At 61.4% G+C, this 21,859-nt stretch carries 22 protein-coding genes and 2 pseudogenes; 14 read left to right on the top strand and 10 right to left on the bottom strand.

Going from position 1 to position 21,859, the window contains the following annotated elements; genetic code table 11:
* Positions 1-17: 17 nt before the first annotated feature.
* The 3 genes and pseudogenes from P5W98_RS27845 to P5W98_RS27835 form a co-directional block, all read left to right on the top strand.
* Positions 18-191: pseudogene (locus tag P5W98_RS27845) on the top strand (FAD-dependent oxidoreductase); the annotation flags it as partial.
* Positions 188-1,645 (top strand): aldehyde dehydrogenase family protein, encoded by a 1,458-nt coding sequence (locus tag P5W98_RS27840; RefSeq protein WP_421027933.1) that lies wholly within the window; start codon positions 188-190, stop codon positions 1,643-1,645. The pseudogene P5W98_RS27845 and the gene P5W98_RS27840, both read left to right, overlap by 4 nt.
* 93 nt (positions 1,646-1,738) lie before the next feature.
* Entirely contained in the window at positions 1,739-2,902 is a 1,164-nt protein-coding gene (locus tag P5W98_RS27835; RefSeq protein ID WP_421028050.1) for a M20 aminoacylase family protein, read from the top strand.
* Here the strand turns inward: P5W98_RS27835 and P5W98_RS27830 are convergent.
* The 7 genes from P5W98_RS27830 to P5W98_RS27800 form a co-directional block, all read right to left on the bottom strand.
* Positions 2,881-3,345 carry a hypothetical protein gene (locus P5W98_RS27830; protein ID WP_421028059.1) on the bottom strand — a complete coding sequence of 155 codons (465 nt, stop codon included), beginning with the start codon at positions 3,343-3,345 and terminating at the stop codon, positions 2,881-2,883. The two genes, P5W98_RS27835 and P5W98_RS27830, sit on opposite strands and share 22 nt — an antisense overlap.
* A gap of 21 nt (positions 3,346-3,366) precedes the next feature.
* The gene (locus P5W98_RS27825) at positions 3,367-4,128 is read right to left on the bottom strand and encodes an enoyl-CoA hydratase-related protein (protein WP_421027932.1); all 762 of its coding nucleotides are present in this window, start codon (positions 4,126-4,128) and stop codon (positions 3,367-3,369) included.
* A gap of 30 nt (positions 4,129-4,158) precedes the next feature.
* The gene (locus P5W98_RS27820; RefSeq protein WP_421027931.1) at positions 4,159-5,067 is read right to left on the bottom strand and encodes an amidohydrolase family protein; all 909 of its coding nucleotides are present in this window, start codon (positions 5,065-5,067) and stop codon (positions 4,159-4,161) included.
* 4 nt (positions 5,068-5,071) lie between these two features.
* A complete protein-coding gene (locus P5W98_RS27815) occupies positions 5,072-5,689 on the bottom strand; it encodes a glutathione S-transferase N-terminal domain-containing protein (protein ID WP_421027930.1) in 618 nt (205 codons plus the stop codon).
* 186 nt (positions 5,690-5,875) lie between these two features.
* Positions 5,876-6,631, bottom strand: coding sequence for a GntR family transcriptional regulator (locus tag P5W98_RS27810; RefSeq protein ID WP_421027929.1), 756 nt, complete (start codon positions 6,629-6,631; stop codon positions 5,876-5,878).
* 102 nt (positions 6,632-6,733) lie between these two features.
* Complete coding sequence (locus P5W98_RS27805) at positions 6,734-7,423, bottom strand: carboxymuconolactone decarboxylase family protein (protein ID WP_421027928.1); 690 nt, start codon at positions 7,421-7,423, stop codon at positions 6,734-6,736.
* Positions 7,424-7,468: 45 nt separating this feature from the next.
* Positions 7,469-8,656 (bottom strand): CaiB/BaiF CoA transferase family protein, encoded by a 1,188-nt coding sequence (locus P5W98_RS27800; protein ID WP_421028049.1) that lies wholly within the window; start codon positions 8,654-8,656, stop codon positions 7,469-7,471.
* Positions 8,657-8,872: 216 nt separating this feature from the next.
* On the opposite strand from P5W98_RS27800, the gene P5W98_RS27795 reads away from it, so the two are divergent.
* From P5W98_RS27795 to P5W98_RS27775, 5 genes are all read left to right on the top strand, one after another.
* Positions 8,873-10,213, top strand: coding sequence for an MFS transporter (locus tag P5W98_RS27795; RefSeq protein WP_421027927.1), 1,341 nt, complete (start codon positions 8,873-8,875; stop codon positions 10,211-10,213).
* A gap of 144 nt (positions 10,214-10,357) precedes the next feature.
* Positions 10,358-11,533 (top strand): porin, encoded by a 1,176-nt coding sequence (locus tag P5W98_RS27790; RefSeq protein ID WP_421027926.1) that lies wholly within the window; start codon positions 10,358-10,360, stop codon positions 11,531-11,533.
* 130 nt (positions 11,534-11,663) lie between these two features.
* On the top strand, positions 11,664-12,533 hold the full coding sequence (locus P5W98_RS27785) for a fumarate hydratase (protein WP_421027925.1): 870 nt from the start codon (positions 11,664-11,666) through the stop codon (positions 12,531-12,533).
* An 11-nt stretch (positions 12,534-12,544) separates the two neighbouring features.
* Positions 12,545-13,174 (top strand): fumarate hydratase C-terminal domain-containing protein, encoded by a 630-nt coding sequence (locus P5W98_RS27780; protein WP_421027924.1) that lies wholly within the window; start codon positions 12,545-12,547, stop codon positions 13,172-13,174.
* An 84-nt stretch (positions 13,175-13,258) separates the two neighbouring features.
* Positions 13,259-14,239: a ketopantoate reductase family protein gene (locus tag P5W98_RS27775; RefSeq protein ID WP_421027923.1), complete on the top strand. Its 981-nt coding sequence runs from the start codon at positions 13,259-13,261 to the stop codon at positions 14,237-14,239.
* Positions 14,240-14,355: 116 nt separating this feature from the next.
* Here P5W98_RS27775 and P5W98_RS27770 read toward each other — a convergent pair.
* Positions 14,356-14,540: pseudogene (locus P5W98_RS27770) on the bottom strand (IS110 family transposase); the annotation flags it as partial.
* A gap of 42 nt (positions 14,541-14,582) precedes the next feature.
* Entirely contained in the window at positions 14,583-15,029 is a 447-nt protein-coding gene (locus P5W98_RS27765; RefSeq protein ID WP_421027922.1) for a lipocalin-like domain-containing protein, read from the bottom strand.
* 234 nt (positions 15,030-15,263) lie between these two features.
* Between P5W98_RS27765 and P5W98_RS27760 the strand changes: the two genes are divergently transcribed.
* Entirely contained in the window at positions 15,264-15,776 is a 513-nt protein-coding gene (locus P5W98_RS27760) for a lipocalin-like domain-containing protein (RefSeq protein WP_421027921.1), read from the top strand.
* A 105-nt stretch (positions 15,777-15,881) separates the two neighbouring features.
* On the top strand, positions 15,882-16,445 hold the full coding sequence (locus tag P5W98_RS27755) for an isochorismatase family cysteine hydrolase (protein ID WP_421027920.1): 564 nt from the start codon (positions 15,882-15,884) through the stop codon (positions 16,443-16,445).
* Positions 16,446-16,565: 120 nt separating this feature from the next.
* On the opposite strand, the gene glcC is transcribed toward P5W98_RS27755, so the two are convergent.
* Positions 16,566-17,318: a transcriptional regulator GlcC gene (glcC, locus tag P5W98_RS27750; protein ID WP_421027919.1), complete on the bottom strand. Its 753-nt coding sequence runs from the start codon at positions 17,316-17,318 to the stop codon at positions 16,566-16,568.
* A 236-nt stretch (positions 17,319-17,554) separates the two neighbouring features.
* Between glcC and glcD the strand changes: the two genes are divergently transcribed.
* From glcD to P5W98_RS27730, 4 genes are read left to right on the top strand one after another with little or no spacing between them, the layout of a single operon-like run.
* Positions 17,555-19,054, top strand: coding sequence for a glycolate oxidase subunit GlcD (gene glcD, locus P5W98_RS27745; protein ID WP_421027918.1), 1,500 nt, complete (start codon positions 17,555-17,557; stop codon positions 19,052-19,054).
* Positions 19,054-20,121 carry a glycolate oxidase subunit GlcE gene (glcE, locus tag P5W98_RS27740; RefSeq protein ID WP_421027917.1) on the top strand — a complete coding sequence of 356 codons (1,068 nt, stop codon included), beginning with the start codon at positions 19,054-19,056 and terminating at the stop codon, positions 20,119-20,121. Before glcD ends, glcE begins: the two co-directional genes overlap by 1 nt.
* A 13-nt stretch (positions 20,122-20,134) precedes the next feature.
* Positions 20,135-21,373: a glycolate oxidase subunit GlcF gene (gene glcF, locus P5W98_RS27735; RefSeq protein WP_421027916.1), complete on the top strand. Its 1,239-nt coding sequence runs from the start codon at positions 20,135-20,137 to the stop codon at positions 21,371-21,373.
* Between the two features lie 5 nt (positions 21,374-21,378).
* Positions 21,379-21,783: a heme-binding protein gene (locus P5W98_RS27730; protein ID WP_421027915.1), complete on the top strand. Its 405-nt coding sequence runs from the start codon at positions 21,379-21,381 to the stop codon at positions 21,781-21,783.
* Positions 21,784-21,859 lie beyond the last annotated feature (76 nt).

Genomic DNA, 21,859 nt, shown 5'->3' with positions numbered 1-21,859 from the left:
TGGATACGTGCGAGCCATTCGTGAGCTACGGCACGCACATGGCGACGCTGATGGCGGAGATCATGGGCAGGCGCGCCGGTCTCAATACGTGGACGGGCTTTGACTGGCCGGCGATTCCAGGTCACTTCGGAAAGCCCTGGTTTCTGCCGTTCGGCGGAGCGTGCTATCGACTCAAGGACATCCTGCAATGACTTCTCCCGTGATTCACCTGATGCAAGCCGGAAGGCTGGACCGGTTCTTCATCGATGGCGATTGGAGCGTGCCCGACGGCGGCGACCGGTTCGCGGTCGTGTGCCCTTCCACCGAGGGCACACTGTGCGAGATCCCGCTCGGCAGCGCGCGCGACGCCGACCGGGCCGCAAGCGCTGCGCGCCGGGCGTTCGAGCGTTGGTCGGCTACTTCGCCGCAAGAGCGCGCCGCGCTGCTCGACCGCATTCATGCGTTGATCATCGAGCGTGCGGAACTGTTTGCCACCGCGCTCGCCATGGAGATGGGCGCGCCCATCGGCTATGCGCGTGCCGCGCATGTGCCGCTCGCAGCCGAACATATCCGGGTTGCGCGCGACAACCTCGCGAGCTACTCGTTCGTCACGCGGCGGGGGACTACCGCGATTGCGCGCGAGCCGATCGGCGTGTGCGCGCTGATCACGCCATGGAACTGGCCGATCTATCAAATCACCGCTAAGGTCGGGCCGGCGCTTGCCGCCGGCTGTACGGTGGTGCTCAAACCGAGCGAGCTAGCGCCGCTCAGCGCGCTGCTGTTCACGGAAGTGATCGCCGATGCGGGCGTGCCCGCCGGCGTATTCAACCTTGTGAGCGGCAGCGGTGCGGAGGTAGGCGCTGCACTTGCGGCGCACCCTGAGGTCGACATGGTGTCGATCACCGGATCGACGCGGGCGGGCGTGCTGGTTGCGCAGGCGGCTGCGCCGACGGTCAAGCGCGTCGCGCAGGAGCTCGGCGGCAAGTCGCCGAACATCGTCTTGCCGGACGCGGACCTGGAGCGGGCTATTGCGCCGGGCGTGGCCGCCGCGTTCCGGAACATGGGGCAGTCGTGCAGCGCGCCGACCCGCATGATCGTGCCGCGCAACGTGCTCGGCGCGGTCGAAGAACAGGCCATCGCGGCAGCGCAGCGGCTCATCGTCGGCGACCCTTTCGCCGAAGCAACGACGCATGGGCCGCTCGCCAATCGCGCGCAGTTCGGGCGGGTCGCGCAGATGATCGACGTAGGCCTCGACGAACGCGCCAGGTTGATCGCCGGTGGACCGGGGCGGCCTGCGGGCTTCGACAAGGGCTTTTATGCGCGACCGACGATATTCTCCGACGTGCGCACGGACATGACGATCGCGCAGCAGGAGATCTTCGGTCCGGTCCTCGCGATCCTGCCTTACGACACCGTTGACGAAGCCGTCGCGATCGCGAACGACACGGTGTACGGGCTCGGCGCGCATGTGCAGGGCACGGACATGGAACGCGTGCGCGCGGTGGCCGCGCGCATCCGGTCGGGGCAGGTGCATCTGAACTATCCGGCGTGGGATCCGCAGGCGCCATTCGGCGGATACAAGCAATCGGGCAACGGCCGCGAGTACGGGATCGAAGGGATGGAGGAGTACATGGAGGTCAAGTCGATCCTCGGATACTACGACTGACGCGGCCGCTGCGCGCAAAGGCGCCGACAGTACAGGATGTAAGCCATCGACTTTCCGAAGGTGCCTAAATTGGAAGACTCCGTTGATTCCGAAATGTCGCTGAGCGCGCATCAAGCGCACTGGGCCGGACTGCGCCGCGATCTGCATGCGCATCCCGAGCTGCGGTTCGAGGAGCACAGAACGGCCGGCGTCGTCGCTCGCGAGCTTGAAGCGCTCGGGTATTCGGTGTCGCGCGGGCTGGGCGGCACGGGTGTCGTCGCGAGCCTGAGCGGTGCGGATCCGGGCCGCGGCATCGTGCTGCGCGCCGATCTCGATGCGTTACCAATCCGCGAAGCCAACGACTTCGCGCACGCATCGTGCACGCACGGGATCATGCACGCGTGCGGGCATGACGGCCATACCGTCATGTTGCTGGGCGCCGCGCGCATCCTGAAGGAACTGCCGCAATTGCCGGGCGCCGTTCATTTCGTGTTTCAGCCCGGAGAAGAGGGCGGCGCGGGCGCCCGCAAGATGATCGACGACGGCCTGTTCGAGCAATATCCCACCGAAGCGGTGTTTGGCATGCACAACTGGCCCGGCTTGCCCGCCGGGCATTTCGGGCTGCGCACCGGCCCGATCATGGCCGCGGGCTCCCGCTTCAGGATTACGGTAACGGGCAAGGGCGCGCATGCAGCGCAGCCGCATCTGGGCATCGATCCGGTACCGCTCGCGTGCGCGATGGTGCTGCAGTGTCAGACCATCGCCGCGCGACACAAGGATCCCGTCGATCCGGCCGTCATTTCCGTCTGTATGTTCCATGCGGGTACGACGGACAACGTCATTCCGGACACTGCCGAGTTGCGCGGCACGATTCGCACGCTGTCGTCCGAGTTGCAGCAGAAGCTGCAGCGCAACGTCCAGCTTGCGTGCGAGGGGCTAGCCGCGGCTCATGGCGCGCTGGTCGACGTGGAGTTTTTTCAGTACTACCCGGCCACGGTCAACACGCCAGCCGAGACGGCGCTGTGCGAAGCGGTGATTCGCGACACGTTCGGAGACCAGCGCCTGTACCGCGACGTGCCGCCGAATATGACGTCCGAAGACTTCGGCTTCATGCTGGAGGAGCGGCCGGGCGCTTACGTGCTGATCGGCAATACGCGGGACGGCGCGGCCGCGCCGGCACTGCATCACCCAAGATACGATTTCAACGACGACATCATTTCGGCCGGCGTCCGGTATTGGGTTGCGTTGGCGCAGCATTACTTCAAGCCATCGCCTTGATGCGCCGATTTGGCGTCATAGACCGGCTGAATGGGCGGGGCATCGTGCTGTGTTCGATGCGCACCGCTCGACAGCAGGGCGCTCGTACACTGGGAGGCCGGCGTGCGTGCGTCCATATTGCGTCCGCGGTTCAGATGATCGTCGATTGCCGCCGCGCACCCGAGCCCGCGCGGGTGAAGGAAGATCGTGAACGCGGCGGTTTCGAGATCCGCCTCGCGGAATTCGCTGGCTGCCCGGTTGTGGCCGCACTGCGTCCCACGACCGGGCACGCCGCTCGCCCCTGGCCCACACCTGATACAACAGGCATAACCGCATGCAATCTGACACTTGGCGTCGATCAGGAGGATCTCGGCAACAGGGCTCTGATCCCCGCTACGATTGACTGAGGGCTCAGGACGTTCGCAGCGCACGTTTTCTGCGATACCCGAATCTGACGTGTCCATAAGAGCCTCAATGTCAGTAGATTATCGGCCCTTGAAGACCGGCGGCCGCTTCTCTACCGATGCCCGCGTCGCTTCGCGCGCATCCTCGGTGTACATGAGCTTTGTGCTGTAACCCTGCTCGTGCTCGTAAGCGGCTTCGAGCGGCATCGATTCGATGTCGTTAAGCGCCTGCTTTGCGTAACGTAATCCGAGCGGGCTTTTGGCGGCGATCTTCGCTGCGAGCTTCAGCGCCGCGGGCATCAGGTTTTCGGGCTCAACGACTTCATCGATCAGTCCCAGCCGGAACGCTTCCTGCGCTCCGATCGGTTCGCCCGTGAAATACATTCGACGCAGCGCGCCCTGCGGAATAAGGCGGCCGTGATGAGCCGCACCACCGCAGCGGCCCACGTTGATCTCGGGCGTGCCAAAACGTGCATTGCTCGCAGCGATGCGAATGTCGCACACTGTGGCCAGTACGGAACCGGCACCAAGCGCCGGACCGTTGACAGCGGCGATGACGGGAATCGGGCAACGGTAGACGGCGGAGAACGTCCTGCGCACGATGGCCGCGCGTTCGGGGTCCTGCTCGGGTGTTGCGCTCAAGAATTCGTTCAGGTCCAGGCCTGCGCAAAAAGCGCGATTGCCCGCACCGGTGAAGATGGCGCAATGGACATCGAGTTCATTACCGAGGCTTTCGAACACATCGGCGATTTCGCCATAGAGCGCGAGGGTGAGTGCGTTGACCGGCGGCCGGTCAATGGTAACGATCGCGACGCCATCGCGCTTTTCAAGAATCAGTGACATGGGTTGCCTTTCGGGAAGTGACTAGTGCAATCAAGCGTCAAACCGGTAAATGCGTGCGGGGTTATCGACAAGGATGGTCTTACGCAACGAAGCGTCATCCACCCAGTCATGGAATGTATCCAGCAAGTCGGCCACGTCCGGCGCAGCATCGCCCATTCGGACGTAAGGCCAGTCTGAACTCCATACGAGCTGTTGCGCGTTCGCTTCGACCATCAGATCGTGGAATGGACGCAGATCCTCATAGTGCGGGGCTCGCCTCGACACCCGACACAGAGCCAGTTTTACGCCGATGCGTCCCTCGCGCAGCAGTGCGAGGATGTTCCGGAAGTCGTGATGGCTGGTCCCGAGCGATGGATCGAAACACGTCATGTGTTCGAAGACCACGCACAATCCCGCCCGCTGGAGGTTCTCAGTAATGGTGGGAACGTCGGAGCATTGCGCCCAAACCTGAGCGTGCCAATCGAGTGCCTTCATGCGGCTCGCAAGCGACAGCGCAACCTCCAGCCCGACACTGCCCGCGAACGGTTTACCCGTCTGCGGACTCGGCATTTCATTAAAACGCAGTGCGCGTACGCCACTGTTATGGAGGTTTTGCAACTCATCCTCGGTCACATCTCGCTGTGCGACTGCGACGCCGCGAATCCTTCCGGCACCCGCCTTGAGCGCCGCCACGAGCGCCTCATTGTTGGTGCCGTACGGCGCCGGCTGAACGAGCACGCCGCGTCTGGCGCCAATTGTGTCCAGCATGGCGAAATAGGTGGTTGAAGGCGCGAGCGGCGGCGGGTAACTGGACGGTGTCGCAAACGGAAAATCCCGGTACGGACCGAAAACATGCGAATGCGCATCGCAGGCGTCCTCGGGAAGCGGCAGACTCGGTGCACTCGGCATCCGCGCGGGCACGACCTCCACGGGGCGCAGGGGATCCATAAAAACGCTCATGGCTTCACTCCCCATCGCCAGGTTCGGTGCGGCGCATCGAGTCGCGCTCGGCGAATCGCGCATGCCACGCTGCGAGCATCGGATGGCCGTTGCGCCATTGCGCATCGGGCAGGCGGAAGTCGTAGTAGGAGAGTACGCAAGCTATGGCGATATCACCGATCTGGATCGCGTCAAGCCGTAATTGAGGCGCCAGTTTCTCCAACGCATCGAGCGACGCAGTCGACTTAACCTTGAAAGCTGCGAGCCACTCCGGGCGCTGTTGCGGCTGAGGCTTGTTGCGCTCCTGGCGCCAGAGCAGCAACACGTCGAGCAAGCCGTCAGCAAAAGCCTGTTGTTGCAGCGCGACGAAGCGCTCGCGACCCTCGACCGGAAAGAGCTTCGCACCAGCGTGCAACGTGTCGAGGTATTCGCAGATGACCGATGAGTCGAACAGAGCGAATCCATCGTCGAGAACGAGCGTAGGCAACTTGCTCAACGGGTTGTCGGGCAATAGATCGAGGTTGGGTTTATCCATTGCCACTGGAGAACGCACGCATTCGAACTTGTCGACGATACCCGCCTCGTACGCGCATACCATCACCTTGCGGACGAACGGCGAGCGCGGCGACCAATGCAGTTTCATGTGCTTGTCCTTGAGGAGCGTTGAGGAACACACGAAACTCGGCCAGGTCATTGTGCAGCGATACGACCTGCTTTCGTGTTAGGGCAATTATATGGCCTTTTGACCTAATGGCACCGAAAAACTCATGGGTGAAAACACTGATACGAGGACTGCGAGCGCCGCGCCTGGCGGCGCCCCGTATAAGACTTAGAGAGTGACCTTAATATCCAGGCGGATGACATCGCCCCGATACACGCCGTTGCCTACGAAAACGATGTTTCCATCAGCATCGGTTGCAGTGCGATAGGCATGAGCAACAGGCGCATTGAGCGGGATCTGCAGCATCCGCGATAATTCCATGTCGGCGGTGCCGATCGTAATTGTCTGGCGAATCTCCTGAAGCTTGAGGTCTGGCATATCGCGCAGGATTCGCATGGTCGTGTACTGCTTGAACGCGGACTTCGGGATGCGGCGGCTCAGGCGCTCGTCAATATACGCATCGCCGAGATAATAGGGTTGGCCTTCGCGTGAATGGCGTCGGCGCCAGTGGTGATAGGAAGGGGCGAGCTTGCCGCCGGTGTGCAGGATGTTGGTGGGCATGACGCCCTTTTCGGACTTCAGCAATTCGATGCTGGCCCCCTCCGCGGCGAGCAGCAGGCCGGACAAGTCGGTAGGCACCTCGCACCAGAGCTGGCTCTGTGGCTTCTGAGTGACGAAGGTACCCTTGGCCCGAAAGCGTTCGATGAGCTTGTCCTCCTCGAGGATGTCAAGCGCCTGCCGGACCGTGGCGCGAGCGACGGCGCATTCTTCGGCCAGTTCATCGACTGTCGGAATCTGCGTGCCGACACCCCATTGACCCGACTCAATGCGCCTCCTGAAGAGCGTCGCAAGCTGGATGTAGCGGGCTACCCCGCTCAGGCTGAAATCAATGGCTGGTTCCTTCAGGGCCGCCTCTGTGCTCATTCCAACTCCGGATGATGTCAAGTGGCTCTTCCAGCGCGACTGCCGAGAGCAGCCCGCGCCCGCGAGCCCTCATAGTTTAATCCAAAGAACTGGTAGTCTAGCCTACTGACTTTTTTCGGCTGTCCGACCAGACGGGAAAGCAGATTCGTCCCCGTTTCCGGCTTCCGCATCGGATGGCGGACATGACAAGGAACAACGCGCAAGAGTTGGCAGCGCCTCGCCTGATCCGTTCGTATGGGGCAGGGGCGCGAGCGGCGGCGACACATCGTCGGGCAACGGGATCTGGTGGACGTTGAGCGTCATCGACACGAGCGTGTAGTAACCAATCACCGCTCCAAGCTCAACTACACCGACGTTGCCCCATCGATGCATGACACGCTGGTAGACCTCCTCATCGACATTGCCGGTCTGTTGCAGCTGTCGCGCGAATTCGTAAATATCAGCTTCTTCCGCGTCATCAAATGCTGGCTGGGCGCCTGTCCTGATTGCGTCCAGCACGGCTTGGCTCAGACCGGCACGCAGGGCTGCCTCGGCGTGTATATGCCATTCGAGTTGGCTGTTCCAGCGACGCGCCGTGACAACGATCGCCAGTTCATTCAATCGCGCCGGCAAGGTTGTCCCGTAACGCAGGATTTCTCCAAAGCGTTGCCAGCGGTCAGCCAGCTCGGGGCGATGAAGCGCAGCGCGCAAGGGGCCGACGACCGTCCCGCGTGGTCCGTCGACGACGGCCCGATAGACGCGCTCCTGTTCGGCAGTCATCGATTCGGGAGAAAAAAGGGGAATGCGTGCCACGTTCAGTCCTTGCAAATTAATGTCATTTGGTCTGCATCGCCCGCTTCACGCGCGCGTAATGCCAAGTTCACTCAACACCTGGTCCGTATGCTGCCCGAGCGTCGGGGGTGCGCGGTCGAAGCTCAACGGTGCATTGCGCAGCCGAATCGGGCTCACCACCTGAGGCACTGTGCCGGAGACCGGATGAGGAAGATGGCGCAGCATCTCGCGGTGCTTGACCTGAGCGTCTTCGAAAACCATTGGAATCGTATTGATCGGCCCACACGGCACCGTGGCGGCATCGAGTTTGGCGAGCCAGACCGCGAGGTCGTCTTTAAGCAGCGCTTCGCGAATGATCGCGAGCAGCGCCGGAAGGTTACGCACGCGCTGGGCATTGGTCGCAAAGCGCTCGTCGTCAGCCAGTTCGGAACGCGCGATGACGTCGCAGAATTTGCGGAACTGGCCGTCGTTACCAACCGCGAGGACCAGATAGCCATCCCGGCACTTGAACACGTCCTGCGGCTGGATGTTCGGATGCTTGTTGCCGTTGCGAGCCGGCGTCTTGCCCGAGACAAGATAGTTCATCGCCTGATTGGCGAGAAACGCGACCTGAACGTCGAGCATCGCCACATCGATGTACTCGCCTTCGCCCGTTTCGTTGCGCCTTGCGAGCGCGGCGAGAATGCCGACCGTTGCGTACATGCCCGTCATGATGTCGACGATCGGCACGCCAACCTTTTGCGGGCCGCCCCCCGGTTCGTCGTCACGCTCGCCCGTCACGCTCATCAGCCCGCCCATCGCCTGAATCATAAAGTCGTAGGCGGCGTTTTCCGACTTCGGGCCATCTTGACCAAAACCCGTGATCGAGCAGTAGATCAGGTCCGGCCTGACTGCCTTCAAGTCGTCGTAGGCAAGGCCATAACGCTTCAGGGCGCCGGCCTTGAAGTTCTCAAGCACAACGTCGCACTGCGCCGCCAACGCACGTACGGTTTCCTGTCCCTCAGGGGTCGCCAGGTCAACTGCGACCGAGCGTTTGCCCCGATTCACGGACAGAAAATAGCCTGACTCCTTCGACGACGTACCATCGCTTGCTTTCAGGAACGGCGGCCCCCAACTGCGGGTGTCGTCCCCGACTTCGGGGCGTTCCACCTTGATGACGTCGGCGCCGAGGTCCGCAAGGATCTGGCCACTCCAGGGGCCAGCCATGATGCGGCTGAGGTCGAGCACTCTGACGTGAGAGAGGGGTCCACTCATGATCTTTTCCCATTCCAATCGATAGTTCGCGTGACGACTCGTTGTCGTTTCAACGTACGTCACGATCCATGCGTCGTATTTTGTCTGTTTCTGGGCCCCGACACCGCCCGTAAAAACCCTATAGGTCATGTTATTGACTTTTATATGTCCAAGGTCTCTAATTCGGCTACCGAGTGCGCTTGCTCGCATCGAGCCTGTTCAAAGACGGAGACAGCAGTGACCATCCAGACATCCACCTCGCCGACTGGCAACCTATCCGCTGGTATTACGACGGAAAACGCCGTCTATAAGAAGCTGCTCTGGCGCTTAATGCCGCTTCTCATGCTGCTGTACATCGTTGCTTTTATCGATCGCTCCAATGTCGGCTTCGCGAAGCTGAGCTTCCTGCGCGACTTGGGGCTTTCTGAGACAGTGTTCGGAATTGGGGCCGGCATCTTTTACGCCGGATACATGCTCTTCGAGATTCCGAGCAACATGCTGCTAGCAAAAATCGGCGCCCGAAAGACATTTCTCAGGATCATGGTTCTTTGGGCAGTGTGTTCGGCCGGGCTGGCCGCCATGAACAGTCAGAACGGCTATTATCTTTGGCGCTTTCTGCTCGGCGCTTCCGAGGCAGGACTCTTCCCCGGCATTCTGCTTTACCTCACCTACTGGGTGCCGGTCTCCCGCCGGGCACGCTTTACCGCCCTCTTCATGGCCTCCATTCCTATTGCGGGTGTGATCGGCGGCCCACTGTCGGGCATCATCATGCACACGATGGATGGTGTTGCTGGGCTGCACAGCTGGCGATGGCTTTTTCTGATTGAAGGTATGCCGCCGTTGCTGCTGATCTTCGTCGTGATGCGGCGGCTGCATGATACGCCAGCTAATGCGCCATGGCTCTCGTCGGACGAGGTCGCCGTCATTGAGCGCGATTTGCGTGCCGACCGCGAGGCGAGCAGCGTCAACGCCCACAAGTCCTTCGGAAAGGCGCTGCTCTCGCCTCGTTTTTATCTGTTGACAGGAATGGGTGTCGCGCTCCTCGCCGGCGCGTCGAACGTTTTCTTCTGGTTGCCTACAATCATCAACCGAACTGGTATTACCGATGTGTGGACGATCGGCGTATTGTCGTCGCTCCCCTTCATCGCTGGCTTCGTCTGTCAGTACCTCGTGGCTCGACACTCCGACGCGCGCAAGGAGCGCCGCTGGCACGCCGCGCTTTCTGGTCTGGTCGCAGCGGTGGGCTGGGCCGCTCTGCCGCTAGTGTCGGCAAATCCTGCGCTGTCGGTCGTCGCATTGATCGTGACCGCAGCCGGTACGTTTTCCGCAATGGGACCGTTCTGGTCCATGCCCAGCCTCTATCTGAGCAAAGAAGCCGCCGCGGGTGGGATTGCGTTGATCAGCACGCTTGCTGGACTTGGCAGCCTCGTCAGCCCTGGCATCATCGGCTGGCTCAACCAGACCACACACACGCTCGCCGCGGGCCAGTATTACCTTGCAGCCCTGATGCTGATTGGCGCCGTTACTGTCGTCGCGGTGGGTCGTCACGACACGCCGAACAAGACGAAAAACGTCTGAGCAGCCCCGCAGAGCCGAGGATCGATCCTCGGCATCGCTTCACAACACCATTACGTAACTATCAACGTGAGGCACCGCTTTTCGGTCTCTCTGATGGCGGAGGCTTGCCCACGCCCATATAAAACCAAACCTTGGAGACTGTTAATGAAAAAGCATTCCTGCTCGCTTTGCGCGCTCGCGGCGCTCAGCGCCTTCGCCACTGCCGCGTATGGTCAAAGCAGCGTTACGCTCTACGGCATTGTTGATGCCGGCTTCAACTATCAGTCGAACGCCAATGGCGGACGCCTGTTTGCCATGGTGAGCGGCGTTAATCAGGGAAGTCGGTTCGGACTTTCAGGAAGCGAGGATCTCGGCGGGGGGCTTAAAGCGATCTTCCGGCTGGAAAATGGATTCGACATCACGAACGGGCGACTCGGCCAAGGGGGCCTGATGTTCGGCCGGCAAGCCTATGTCGGGCTCTCCAGCACGTACGGTACCGTGACATTCGGCCGACAGTATGACGCGCTCACCGACTTCCTGGGTCAGTACTCAGTGAGCAACCAGTGGGGCGGCTACGTCTCGGCCCATCCGGGTGACCTTGACAACTTCAATTACAGCTTCCGAAGCAATAACGCGATGAAGTTCAGGAGTGCGGACTACGCTGGCTTCTCATTCGGCGGCACGTACAGTCTCGGAGGTGTAGCTGGTGACGTGACGCGTAATCAGATTTGGTCATTCGGCGCCGGTTACACGCGCGGCCCGCTCTCCCTCGGTGTCGCCTATCTCAATGCCCGGAACCCCAACACGAGCTTGTTCGGAGGCAACTCCGCGACGACTGCAACGGCCACCGTGGCCAATGCAACATCGCCCGTTTATCGCGGTTTCCTCTCGGCGCATTCCTATCAGGACATCGGTGCAGGCGCGTCATACACATACGGCGCCGCCACTTTCGGCGCAACGTATTCAAATATCAGATTCCGTGACATGGGCGATACGACCTCTGGGCCAAACCCGAGCCGATATGCGGGAAATGCGACATTCAACAACGCCGAGGTGAACTTCAGCTATCACATCACGCCTGCGTGGATGGCGGGCGTTGCTTACGACTACACCAAGGGTAGCTCGAACAACGTCAATGAAGGGGCGACTTACCACCAAGCCGAGGCCAGCACGCACTACTTCTTGTCCAAGAGAACGGACGTTTATTTAACGGCCGTCTATCAGCACGCCTCAGGTGTCGATTCGACAAACCATAAGGCGGTTGCGGCCATCAACGTTCTGACGCCATCCTCATCGGACAGCGTTACCATGGTACGTATCGGCCTGCGTCACAAGTTCTGACGACGGCATGAAGACGCTCAGATACAGCATGGTCCGGTATGCAACATGCGGCCTGGCATAGTAAATCGAGCGTAAGCGGTTTTCGAGCGGAAACTTTAAGCAACAAATACCCGAAAGAAAGGAGAAGATCGTGGCGATCTCATACGATCAGTTGAAAGCAGTGACGGCGCAGATGTATGACCGCTCGCTCAGACGGGTCCCGGAAGATGCCAGGCGCGCTCTCAGCGCTGCCCACACACGAGAACGCAGCGAAGTTGCCAGAAATACGCTGACCATCATGCTCAAGAGCGCCGAGGCTGCAGAATCACGCAACCACTTCGTATGCTCGGATGCGGGCTTTCCCGCCTACCTCGTGCGAATCGGATCACAAGTGACTTTCGAGGGAAGTGTCAAAAAAGCAATTCGTGACGGGTTCAAGGAACTGACCAACACAATTAACCCTCCGCTACTGCAGCATATAACGAATCCCCTCACTCTCGAGCGCAGTTACGAGGGTAAGGATATGCCAATTATCACGTTCGACGTCATTGACGACGCCGACTACATTGATATCACCTGCTCTCCTAAAGCGTTAGGATCCGGGCGTTGGGCGGCTCTCGAGATCTTTACGTTCCCATCCTTGGAGACCATCGAGAAGTTCATTCTGGACACGGTCATTCGCGCTGGCTCACAGGCTTGTCCGCCTGTGGTTGTAGGCGTGGGAATTGGCGGAAGTTTTGACTATGCCGCCAAGATGGCCAAGGAAGCTACGTTTCGCCGGATGGAGGAAGAAAATCCTGAGCCGATTCTGGCCACTATGGAAGAGCGCCTGCTAAAGGCGATCAACTCTACGGGTTTTGGTCCTATGGGTACCGGTGGCGATACCACTGCCATGGCGGTCCACATCAATTACGCCGCAGGACATGGATTCACCCCTGTAGCCGTGTGCTTCAATTGCTGGATCGATCGTCGTACGCGGGTGCGTATCAGCAACGACGGCGAAGTCACGGTAATTGAATAGGACGATAAATCATGCTCAAGACACACCATCTTCATCTGCCGCTCGACGACAGCTCAGTACGGGATCTATCGGTAGGTGACCTCGTCTATTTGAGCGGAGAGATTGTCGTATCGGCTGGGCTTCCCACCTATCAGCGCCTCACGGAGTTCGTCAACGACAAAAAGCCACTTCCGCTCGACTTCTCTGGTGGCACGCTTTTTCACGTAGGAAGCATGACCCGTGAAAATGATGATGGGTACGAGATGCTGTATCTCAACCCCACGACCAGTACGCGCTTCAACCAATACATGCCAACATTGATTCGTGGGCTTGGCTTGCGTCTCACTGGTGGTAAGGGCGGGCTTGATCTCGAAAGCGTTCAAGCCATGAAGGAGGCTGGGTGTATATACCTATCGTTCCTGGGAGGTGGTTGCGCATTGCTGTCTGAAGCGATCCGCGAAGTCACAGGCGTGTATTGGAAAGATCTCATCACGCACTACCGGCTAGTTAAAGTAAGAGTCGAAAACCTCGGTCCGCTGACTGTTGGGATAGACGTGCATGGCAACAGCGTCTATGAGGGGCTTACTCAAAATGCCCTTTCTAAACTCCCGGAAATCCTGACGACTCTTCAAGACGAACGCCAAGCCGGCTCATACGAGTAAGGAATCGTTGGTAACATCGCCTGAAGCACTCCGGTACATTTTTAATAGCAGCGAGTACTGCGGCGCTTTAAGGAAAGGAAGAACATGCGAATTTGTGTAGTGGGCGCCGGCGCAATCGGCGGCTTCTTTGCCGCACGCCTGGCGAAAGCCGGTCACGATGTAAGTGTGGTCGCACGCGGCGCAACGCTTTTTGCGATTGATAACCGGGGGCTGACTCTACAAAGTGATGGGCAGACGATTCACACCCGGCCCAAGGCAAGCGATAACGCGGAGGTTCTTGGGGAACAGGACGTTGTGATCTTTACCGTTAAGTCTCCCGCACTACCGAAAGCGGCTCAACAGGCCAAGCCCTTAATCGGCCCAAACACCATTGTCATTCCAGCACTGAATGGCGTTCCCTGGTGGTTTTTCCTCTCGGAGTCTGTTCCGCTCTCGGGATTGCGCCTGGAAGCCGTGGATCCCGAGGGACGCCTCGAAGCGGCGCTGCCGATTGACCAGATTGTAGGCTGCGTTGTATTCCCGTCCTGCTCGACGTTAGAGCCGGGCGTAGTGAGGCATGCTTCTGGAAACCGCGTCGCGTTCGGAGAGCCGTTCGGTGCGTCCAGCGAGCGGATAAAGATGATCGCGGAAGCCATGAGCGACGCAGGATTTGACGCCACCGCTGTTCGCGACATCCGCAACGAGATATGGTTGAAACTACTCGGAAATCTTTGCTTCAATCCGGTTAGCATGCTAGCTGAGCGTGCAACGGATGAGCTCATTGACGACCCGAACATTAATGCGCTTTTCGAATCCATGATGCAAGAAGCAATCGATTTAGGAGGTAGGATCGGGATAGACCTAACCGTAGAGCCGAAACAACGGATCGCGCTGACTCGCCGGCTCGGACACGTCAAAACATCGATGCTCCAGGACTGGGAGGCCAGGAAGCCGATCGAGCTGGAAGCGATTCTTGGAAGTGTTGTGTCAATCGCGGGCGAAGTGAAACAGTCGGCACCGTTGCTGAACGCGGTTTACGCGATAGCCAAAGCGCGTGCTAGTGGTCTGGGGATTGCTGTATCGTGATCGTTAGGAAGTTGCTGCAAGCACGCGGCGAGGCGCGTGACTGGACCATCCGCCTGTAATTATTGACAGTCTTGCGTTTCGGAATCATTGGGGCAGTCCTTACGCGCGCGGGAGGACTACTGGAGCTGGAATCCGACGGCGGAGGCATGTCGCCTGAGGGCCGGGATGCTGCGCTGCCTTTGCTGTTCCTCGTAACGCTGTCGCCCCTGGTCAACGAACGCTTCACCGCGCGTCAGCATGAAATAGACCATGCGGGCGAGCTTGTGGGCCCCGCGGTGTTGGCGCGCGGTTTGTCCATACGCTCGAACGGTGAAACTCCGCTTTCTGGGTCGCAAGGGCTTCCTTATTCCCGGGAAAATGTGACCTCGTAGGTGCAGAGCTGGCCATCCATCGGATCAATGGTTTCCGGCGTGCGGTAGACGAGTTGCGCTCCCTGAAGGGTAATGAAGCGGATCTGTTGCGTGCCTGTCCAAAGCTCGTTCCAGCTGCCGTCGAGGGTATGAATAACCCGATCGGATTCCACGACGTATGTTCCGACGTAGGCAAACATCGAATCGAAGAGCGCGATTTTCTCTTCATTGGTCGGCCGACTTGAGGCGGGTACGAGGCGCCCGCTCTTGAGCACGAAGACCATCACCCGTCCGTCCGCGGAGTAGTTGATGAAACCGAACGGATGCGGGCCGAGTGCATCTGTTAGCTCGCCGGTATCGACTACCCGGCGCGTCCAGGCGTGCATGCGCCAGGTGCCGAGGATCTTCGTGCGCAATGGGTTGTCTTGCTTGTCAGACATGGTTGCCGCTCCTTTCAGCCCAATGGGCGAATCGGGAGAAATATCGTTGCCGCGCGAGCGAATGCGCTGACCAGCATGAAAACTAATATAGTCCGCATAGGCGCGTTGTCCCATACTGGTCATTGCGGATGAGATTAATCCGTTGCAAGGTGACCTTGAAGCCACTCGATAAGCGATCTTTGCGGTGTTCGAAACAGCGGAAACACGACGAACGTACTCTCGAGGAGAAGCGTGATGAGTCAAGTGAGCGCTTTCACCCGCCATACTTTGGCGGTGTTGCTGGGTATGACGATTTCATACACAGGCGTCGCCGCCCGAGCGGAAACGCTGAATGAACAGGTCGTCGGAACGTGGGCCTACGTATCGGTCGATACCGTGCACCCGGACGGCAGCCGGCAACCCATGTTCGGCACCAATCCGCAAGGACTCGCGATCTTCGACGGGCGTGGGCACTATATTCTGATGACATCTCGCGCCGACATCGCAAAGTTTGAGTCCGGCAACCGGATGAAGGGCACGCCCGAGGAAAACAGGTCCGTCGTGCAAGGATCGATCGCTCACTTCGGTACATACACCGTGGACGAAGCTGACAAGACGATCACTTTCCATGTCGCCGCCAGCACGTTTCCGAACTGGAATGGAGCCGAGCAAAAGCGGCCATTTGTGATCAGCGGAGACACACTCAAATGGACGACGTCGGCTTCCAGCGGTGGCACGGCCGAAGTGGTCCTGCGGCGCCTCAAATGATGCATTCGCGTTCAATTGGGTAGCTCTGCGCACCGGGCCACGCGAATGATCGTTATCGATACGACAGCATGAAGTATTATTTATCGGCCTAAAGGAGATGCGCAAATGGACGCAATCGCGCCGGCGCAAACCGCGCTTGTCGTCATGCATTACCAGACCGATATTCTCGGGCTCTTTCCATCGGTTGCGCCAGACTTGCTGGCCAATACGCGCAAACTTTGCGACGCCGCGCGGGCGAAAGGCGTTGGAATTTACTTCGCCAACTTACGGTTCAGTCCGGGCTATCCGGAAGTCAGCCCGCTGAACAAGAATGGACAGGGCATCAAACAACTGCGCCGCTTTGTCGATGACCGGACCGCGCCGGAATTGGGCCAGCAGGCCCATGAACCGCTCATCGTCGCGCACCGCGCCAGCGTATTCTTCGGCACCGATCTGGAGGTGCGGCTTTCGGCAAAAGGAATCAATTCGCTGATCATGGTCGGCATCGCGTCGACCGGTGTCGTGCTGTCTTCGGTCGCGTATGCAAGCGACGCGGACTTCCGCCTGTACACGGTCAAGGAGTGTTGTTACGACCCGGATCCGCTCGTGCATGAACATCTGTTCGCCACCGCATTCGATTCGCGCACAACGGTGTTGTCGCTCGGCGATGCCTTGCGATTGCTCGCGTAGATGTTCGTGCGGCAGGCTTGGCACCCGCACATAGCCGTGCTCGTTTAGCGTGGGGATACTCACCTGGTTCTCATTGTCCAGGCCACCAAGCCGGTGGCCTGCATGAGCGTTGTCCGCGGTTCAGGCCCAACCCTCGAGCCGGAGCGTTGCCCGCACGAGCCGCTGTTCTTCGTTCTCGATTTCGCGAAGATAATCAACGACGCTGCGGATATGCTCGCTCGCCGCTCTGCGTGCCTGCTCGGGCAATCTTCCCGTCACGGCGTTATAGAAGCGGGCGTGTTGCCGATCGATCTGTTTCTTGTGTGGCTCGCGGTGGTACAGGTTGTTCACGGATGCAAATACCGAACTCAGTAGCAGGTCGGTGAGCGACTGCAGCGTATTGACGAGGATGGGATTGTGCGACGCCTCGTAGATTGCCCGGTGAAACGCGTGATCGAGCCTCGCCCGTTCGGCGGGCGGTAAATTATGAGCTTCCGGGGCGTTCATTTCCTCATAGCGTCTCGTGATGAGGATGAAATCGGCTTCGGTGCCGCGCAGCGCCGCCAGTCGGGCGGCTTCGGCCTCGAGCATGCCGCGCACCTCGAAAAGGTCGTAGAGCGTGCGTGGCTGCGACGCGAGCAGGTGCATCATCGGCGTGATGTGCTCCTGCGGCGTGAGGCTTGCGACAAACGAACCCTTGCCGTGCTTCGTATCGATGATGCCGCGCGCGCGCAACACCTTCATGCCTTCGCGCAGTGCCGTGCGCGAAACCCCGAGCTTTTCTGTGAGGCGGCGCTCGGAGGGCAGCGCCTGCCCGACTTTGAGCACGCCGTCGACAATCAACTTCTCGATGCGCTCGGCCACGACGTCAGCAACACGCCGTGCGCCAGCCATTTCGCCTTTGCCTTCCATACTGGTATGACCACTTTTCACGGGGAGAGGTGAGTATCTCATAACTCCATGTATTTATTGAGGAAAAGTTAAAAAATACAGGCCGGAAGCGGGCCCCATAAAAAGAACTGGTGTGACCAGTGCTGAAGGCTCTGGACAGCCCGGCGCGCGCCCAGAAGAATTGCGCCAATTCGCAATTGCGGGTGCGCCATGCGACGCCCCGCGCTGGAGACGACGCAATGAGCTTTATGTATGACGAGGCGATCGACGGCCCGCTGCCGGCTGTCGATCGGGCCGAACTCGCAGCGGCGCTGCGCACGGCAGCGCCTGGGCTGGAACTCCTTACCGAACGCGAGGATCTGCGCCCGTTCGAATGCGACGGCCTCGCCGCTTATCGGACGGTGCCGCTGATGGTCGCGCTGCCGTCCACGGTCGATGAAGTGCGCGCGGTGCTCACGGTGGCAGCGGCGCGCGGTGTACCGGTGGTGGCGCGCGGAGCGGGCACCGGGCTCTCGGGTGGCGCGATGCCGCTCGAGAAGGGCATTTTGCTGGTGATGTCCAAATTCAACCGGATTCTCGACATCGACACCGAAGCGGGCATCGCGCGCGTGCAACCCGGCGTGCGTAATCTGGCGATCTCCCAGGCGGCCGCACCCTACGGCCTGTACTACGCGCCGGACCCCTCTTCGCAGATCGCCTGCTCGATCGGCGGCAACGTTGCGGAAAACGCGGGGGGCGTTCACTGCCTGAAGTACGGCCTGACTGTCCACAACATCCTCAAAGTCGACATCCTCACGATCGAGGGCGAGCTGGTCACGCTCGGTGGCGACGCCCTCGACAGCCCTGGCTTTGACCTGCTCGCGCTCTTTACGGGGTCGGAGGGCATGCTCGGGGTGGTCGTCGAGGTGACCGTGAAGCTATTGCCGAAGCCGCAGAGCGTGAAGGCGCTCATGGCGAGCTTCGATGACGTCGCGCTTGCGGGCGGCGCGGTGGCGAAGATCATCGGCGCGGGGGTGATCCCTGGCGGCCTCGAAATGATGGACAACCTCGCGATCCGCGCGGCTGAGGATTTCATCCACGCGGACTACCCGGTGGACGCGGAGGCGATTCTGCTGTGCGAGCTCGACGGCGCGCACGACGACGTCGAGGAAGACGCCGAACGCGTCGGCGCGCTGCTGCGCGAGTCGGGCGCCTGCGAGCTGCGCGTGGCGCGCGACGAGTCGGAAAGACAGCGTTTTTGGGCCGGGCGCAAGAACGCGTTCCCCGCGGTGGGGCGCATTTCGCCGGACTACTACTGCATGGACGGCACGATTCCGCGGCGCGAACTGCCGCGTGTTCTCGAAGGCATCGCCGCGTTATCGGAAGAGTACGGCCTGAAGGTCGCGAACGTTTTCCATGCGGGCGACGGCAACATGCACCCGCTGATCCTGTTCGATGCGAACCAGCCCGGCGAAATGGACCGTGCCGAGGCACTGGGCGGCCGCATTCTCGAACTGTGCGTGGAGGTGGGCGGCAGCATCACGGGCGAGCACGGCGTGGGTCGCGAGAAGATCAACCAGATGTGCGTGCAATTCAAGCACGACGAGATCGAGTATTTCCACGCCGTCAAGGCCGCCTTCGACCCGTCCGGGCTGCTCAACCCAGGCAAGAACATCCCCACGCTGCACCGCTGCGCCGAGTTCGGTGCGATGCACGTGCACCGTGGCCAACTTCCTTTTCCCGAACTGGAGCGGTTTTGATGCGACGCGAACTGGATTCGACGGACAACAGTGCCGCGCTGATCGCCGAAGTCGAAGCGGCGCTTGCCGCGTGCACGCCGCTGCGCATACGCGGCGGCGACAGCAAGGTGTGGCTGGGGCGCACGGTCGATGCGCGAGTGCTCGATACGCGCGGGCACCGGGGCATCGTTCACTATGATCCGACCGAGCTTGTCATGACGGTGCGCGCGGGTACGCGGCTCGCCGACGTGGAGTCGGTACTCGACGAAGCGGGGCAGATGCTGCCGTTCGAAGCGCCGCTCTTTGGCGGCGCGGCCACGGTGGGTGGCGTGTTCGCCTCCGGCCTGTCGGGTGCGCGGCGCCCGTGGGCCGGTGCGGTGCGCGACTTCGTGCTCGGCTGCCGCGTGATCACCGGGCAGGCGCGGCACCTGCGCTTTGGCGGCGAGGTGATGAAGAACGTCGCCGGCTATGACGTTTCGCGCCTGCTGGCGGGAAGCTTTGGCTGTCTTGGGCTCGTGACCGAGGTGTCGTTCAAGGTGCTGCCCCGGCCGCGCGCGACGCGCCATATCGCGCTCGAGCTCACGGCGCAGGAGGCGCGCGAGCGGCTCATCCGCTGGCGCCGCGAGGGGCTGCCGATCACCGGTGCGTGCCATGCCGACGGCATGCTGCAGCTACGGCTCGAAGGCGGCACCGGTTCCGTGCGCGCCGCGTTGGAGGCAATCGGTGGCGCCGAGGCCGATGCCATGTTCTGGAGCCGGCTGCGCGACTTCTCGCTGCCGTTCTTCGCGGACGAGCGGCCGCTCTGGCGCCTGTCGCTGCCCGTTGCCGCGCCCCTCGTGACACTTCCGGGCGAAGTGCTCCTCGACTGGGGCGGTGCCCAGCGCTGGCTCAAGACTGCCGTCGGCGCGAATGAGATTCGCGGGCTCGCGCGCGAGCTCGGCGGCCACGCGACAGCCTTCACGCCTCGCGTGACCGACGCGCCGTTCCAGCCGCTGCCCGCCGCGCTGATGCAGTTGCACCGGCGCCTGAAGGCCCGCCTCGACCCGCAGGGGATTTTCAATCCGGGCCGCCTCTACGCGGACCTTTGAGGGATGCCTCACCATGCAAACCAACCTGAGCGAAGCCGCGCAGTCTCTTGCACGCGCCGATGAGGCGGAGTCGATTCTGCGCTCATGCGTGCACTGCGGATTCTGCAATGCAACCTGTCCGACCTATCAGCTACTGGGCAGCGAACTCGACGGGCCGCGCGGCCGCATCTATCTGATCAAACAGGTGCTCGAAGGGCAGCCGGTCACCGAAAAGACCCAGTTGCATCTTGACCGTTGCCTGAGCTGCCGCAACTGCGAAACGACCTGTCCGTCGGGCGTGCGCTATCACGCGCTGCTCGACATCGGGCGCGCCGAGGTCGAGCGGCGCACGGCGAGGCCGGCGCGCGAGCGCTGGCTGCGGGCAGGGCTGCGCCACGGCGTGTCGCGGCCGGCCGTATTCGCCGGATTGATCGGCGCGGGCCGGGCGGTGCGCGGGCTCCTGCCTGAAACGTTGCGCGAGAAGATTCCCGCGCAGGCGCCCGCTGCACGCCCGAGGCCCGCCGTGCGCCATGCGCGCCGCGTGCTGATGCTCGAAGGCTGCGTGCAGCCGTCGCTTGCTCCGAATACGAACGCGGCCGCCGCGCGCGTGCTCGATCATCTTGGCATCAGCGTGACGCCCGCGCCGCGCAGCGGCTGTTGCGGCGCCAACGAATATCACCTGAACGCGCAGGAGGCGGGGCTCGCGCGCGCGCGGCGCAATATCGACGCGTGGTGGCCCGCGATAGAAGCGGGCGCCGAGGCGCTCGTCATCTCGGCGAGCGGCTGCGGAGCCTTCGTGAAGGAATATGGCGACCTGCTGCGTTTCGATTTGGCCTATGCGGACAAAGCCCGGCGCGTGAGCGCGCTTGCGCGCGACCTGGTCGAGGTGATCGCCGCGGAGCCGCTCGATGCGTTCGCGCGCGCTACCGGCCAGCGCATCGCCTTTCATTGCCCGTGCACGCTGCAGCACGCGCAGCGGCTCGGCGGCGCCGTCGAAGGCGTGCTCACCCGGCTCGGCTTCGATCTGAGCGCTGTGGCGAACGCCCATCTGTGCTGCGGCTCGGCCGGAACGTACTCGCTCACGCAGCCCGAGATCGCGAAGCAACTGCGCGATAACAAGCTCGATGCGCTCGAGGCCGGCCAGCCGGAGGCGATCGTGACGGCCAACATCGGTTGCCAGACGCACCTGAACAGCGCGGGCCGCACGCCCGTCACGCATTGGATCGAGCTCGTCGAATCCCTGCTTGCCCCGATTTCCCAACAGAGAGCCTGACTGACATGCAGACCAAACCCGTGCTCGGTGCCGCCGAGGCGCACCGGATTCTCGAAGCCGCTCGCGATGAGGCCCAGCGCAACGGCTGGGCCGTGGCGATCGCCGTGGTCGACGACGGCGGCCACCCGCTCGCGCTCGCACGTCTGGACGGTGCCGCGCCGCTGAGTGCCTACATTGCCGAGGAGAAAGCGCGCACCGCGGCGCTTGGCCGTCGCGAGACAAAAGTCTACGAAGACATGGTCAACGGCGGCCGCACCGCCTTTCTCAGTGCGCCGCTTTGCACGACCCTGGAGGGCGGCGTGCCGGTCATCGTCGGTGCCGTGGTGGTCGGGGCCGTCGGCGTATCGGGGGTGAAGTCCGACCAGGACGCGCAGATTGCCAGTGCGGGCGCACGGTGCGTTGCCGCATGAATCTGGATATCCATGAGCGCGCGGATTGAGTAACCAGGCAGACGCTTTGGCGTCTGCCTGGTTATCGCTTTCTTGT

It is taken from the genome of Paraburkholderia sp. A1BS-2L (assembly GCF_051125205.1).
Taxonomy (GTDB): domain Bacteria; phylum Pseudomonadota; class Gammaproteobacteria; order Burkholderiales; family Burkholderiaceae; genus Paraburkholderia.
The sequence above is the reverse complement of the archived record's forward strand: the minus strand, read 5'-3'. Positions and strand labels throughout refer to the sequence as shown.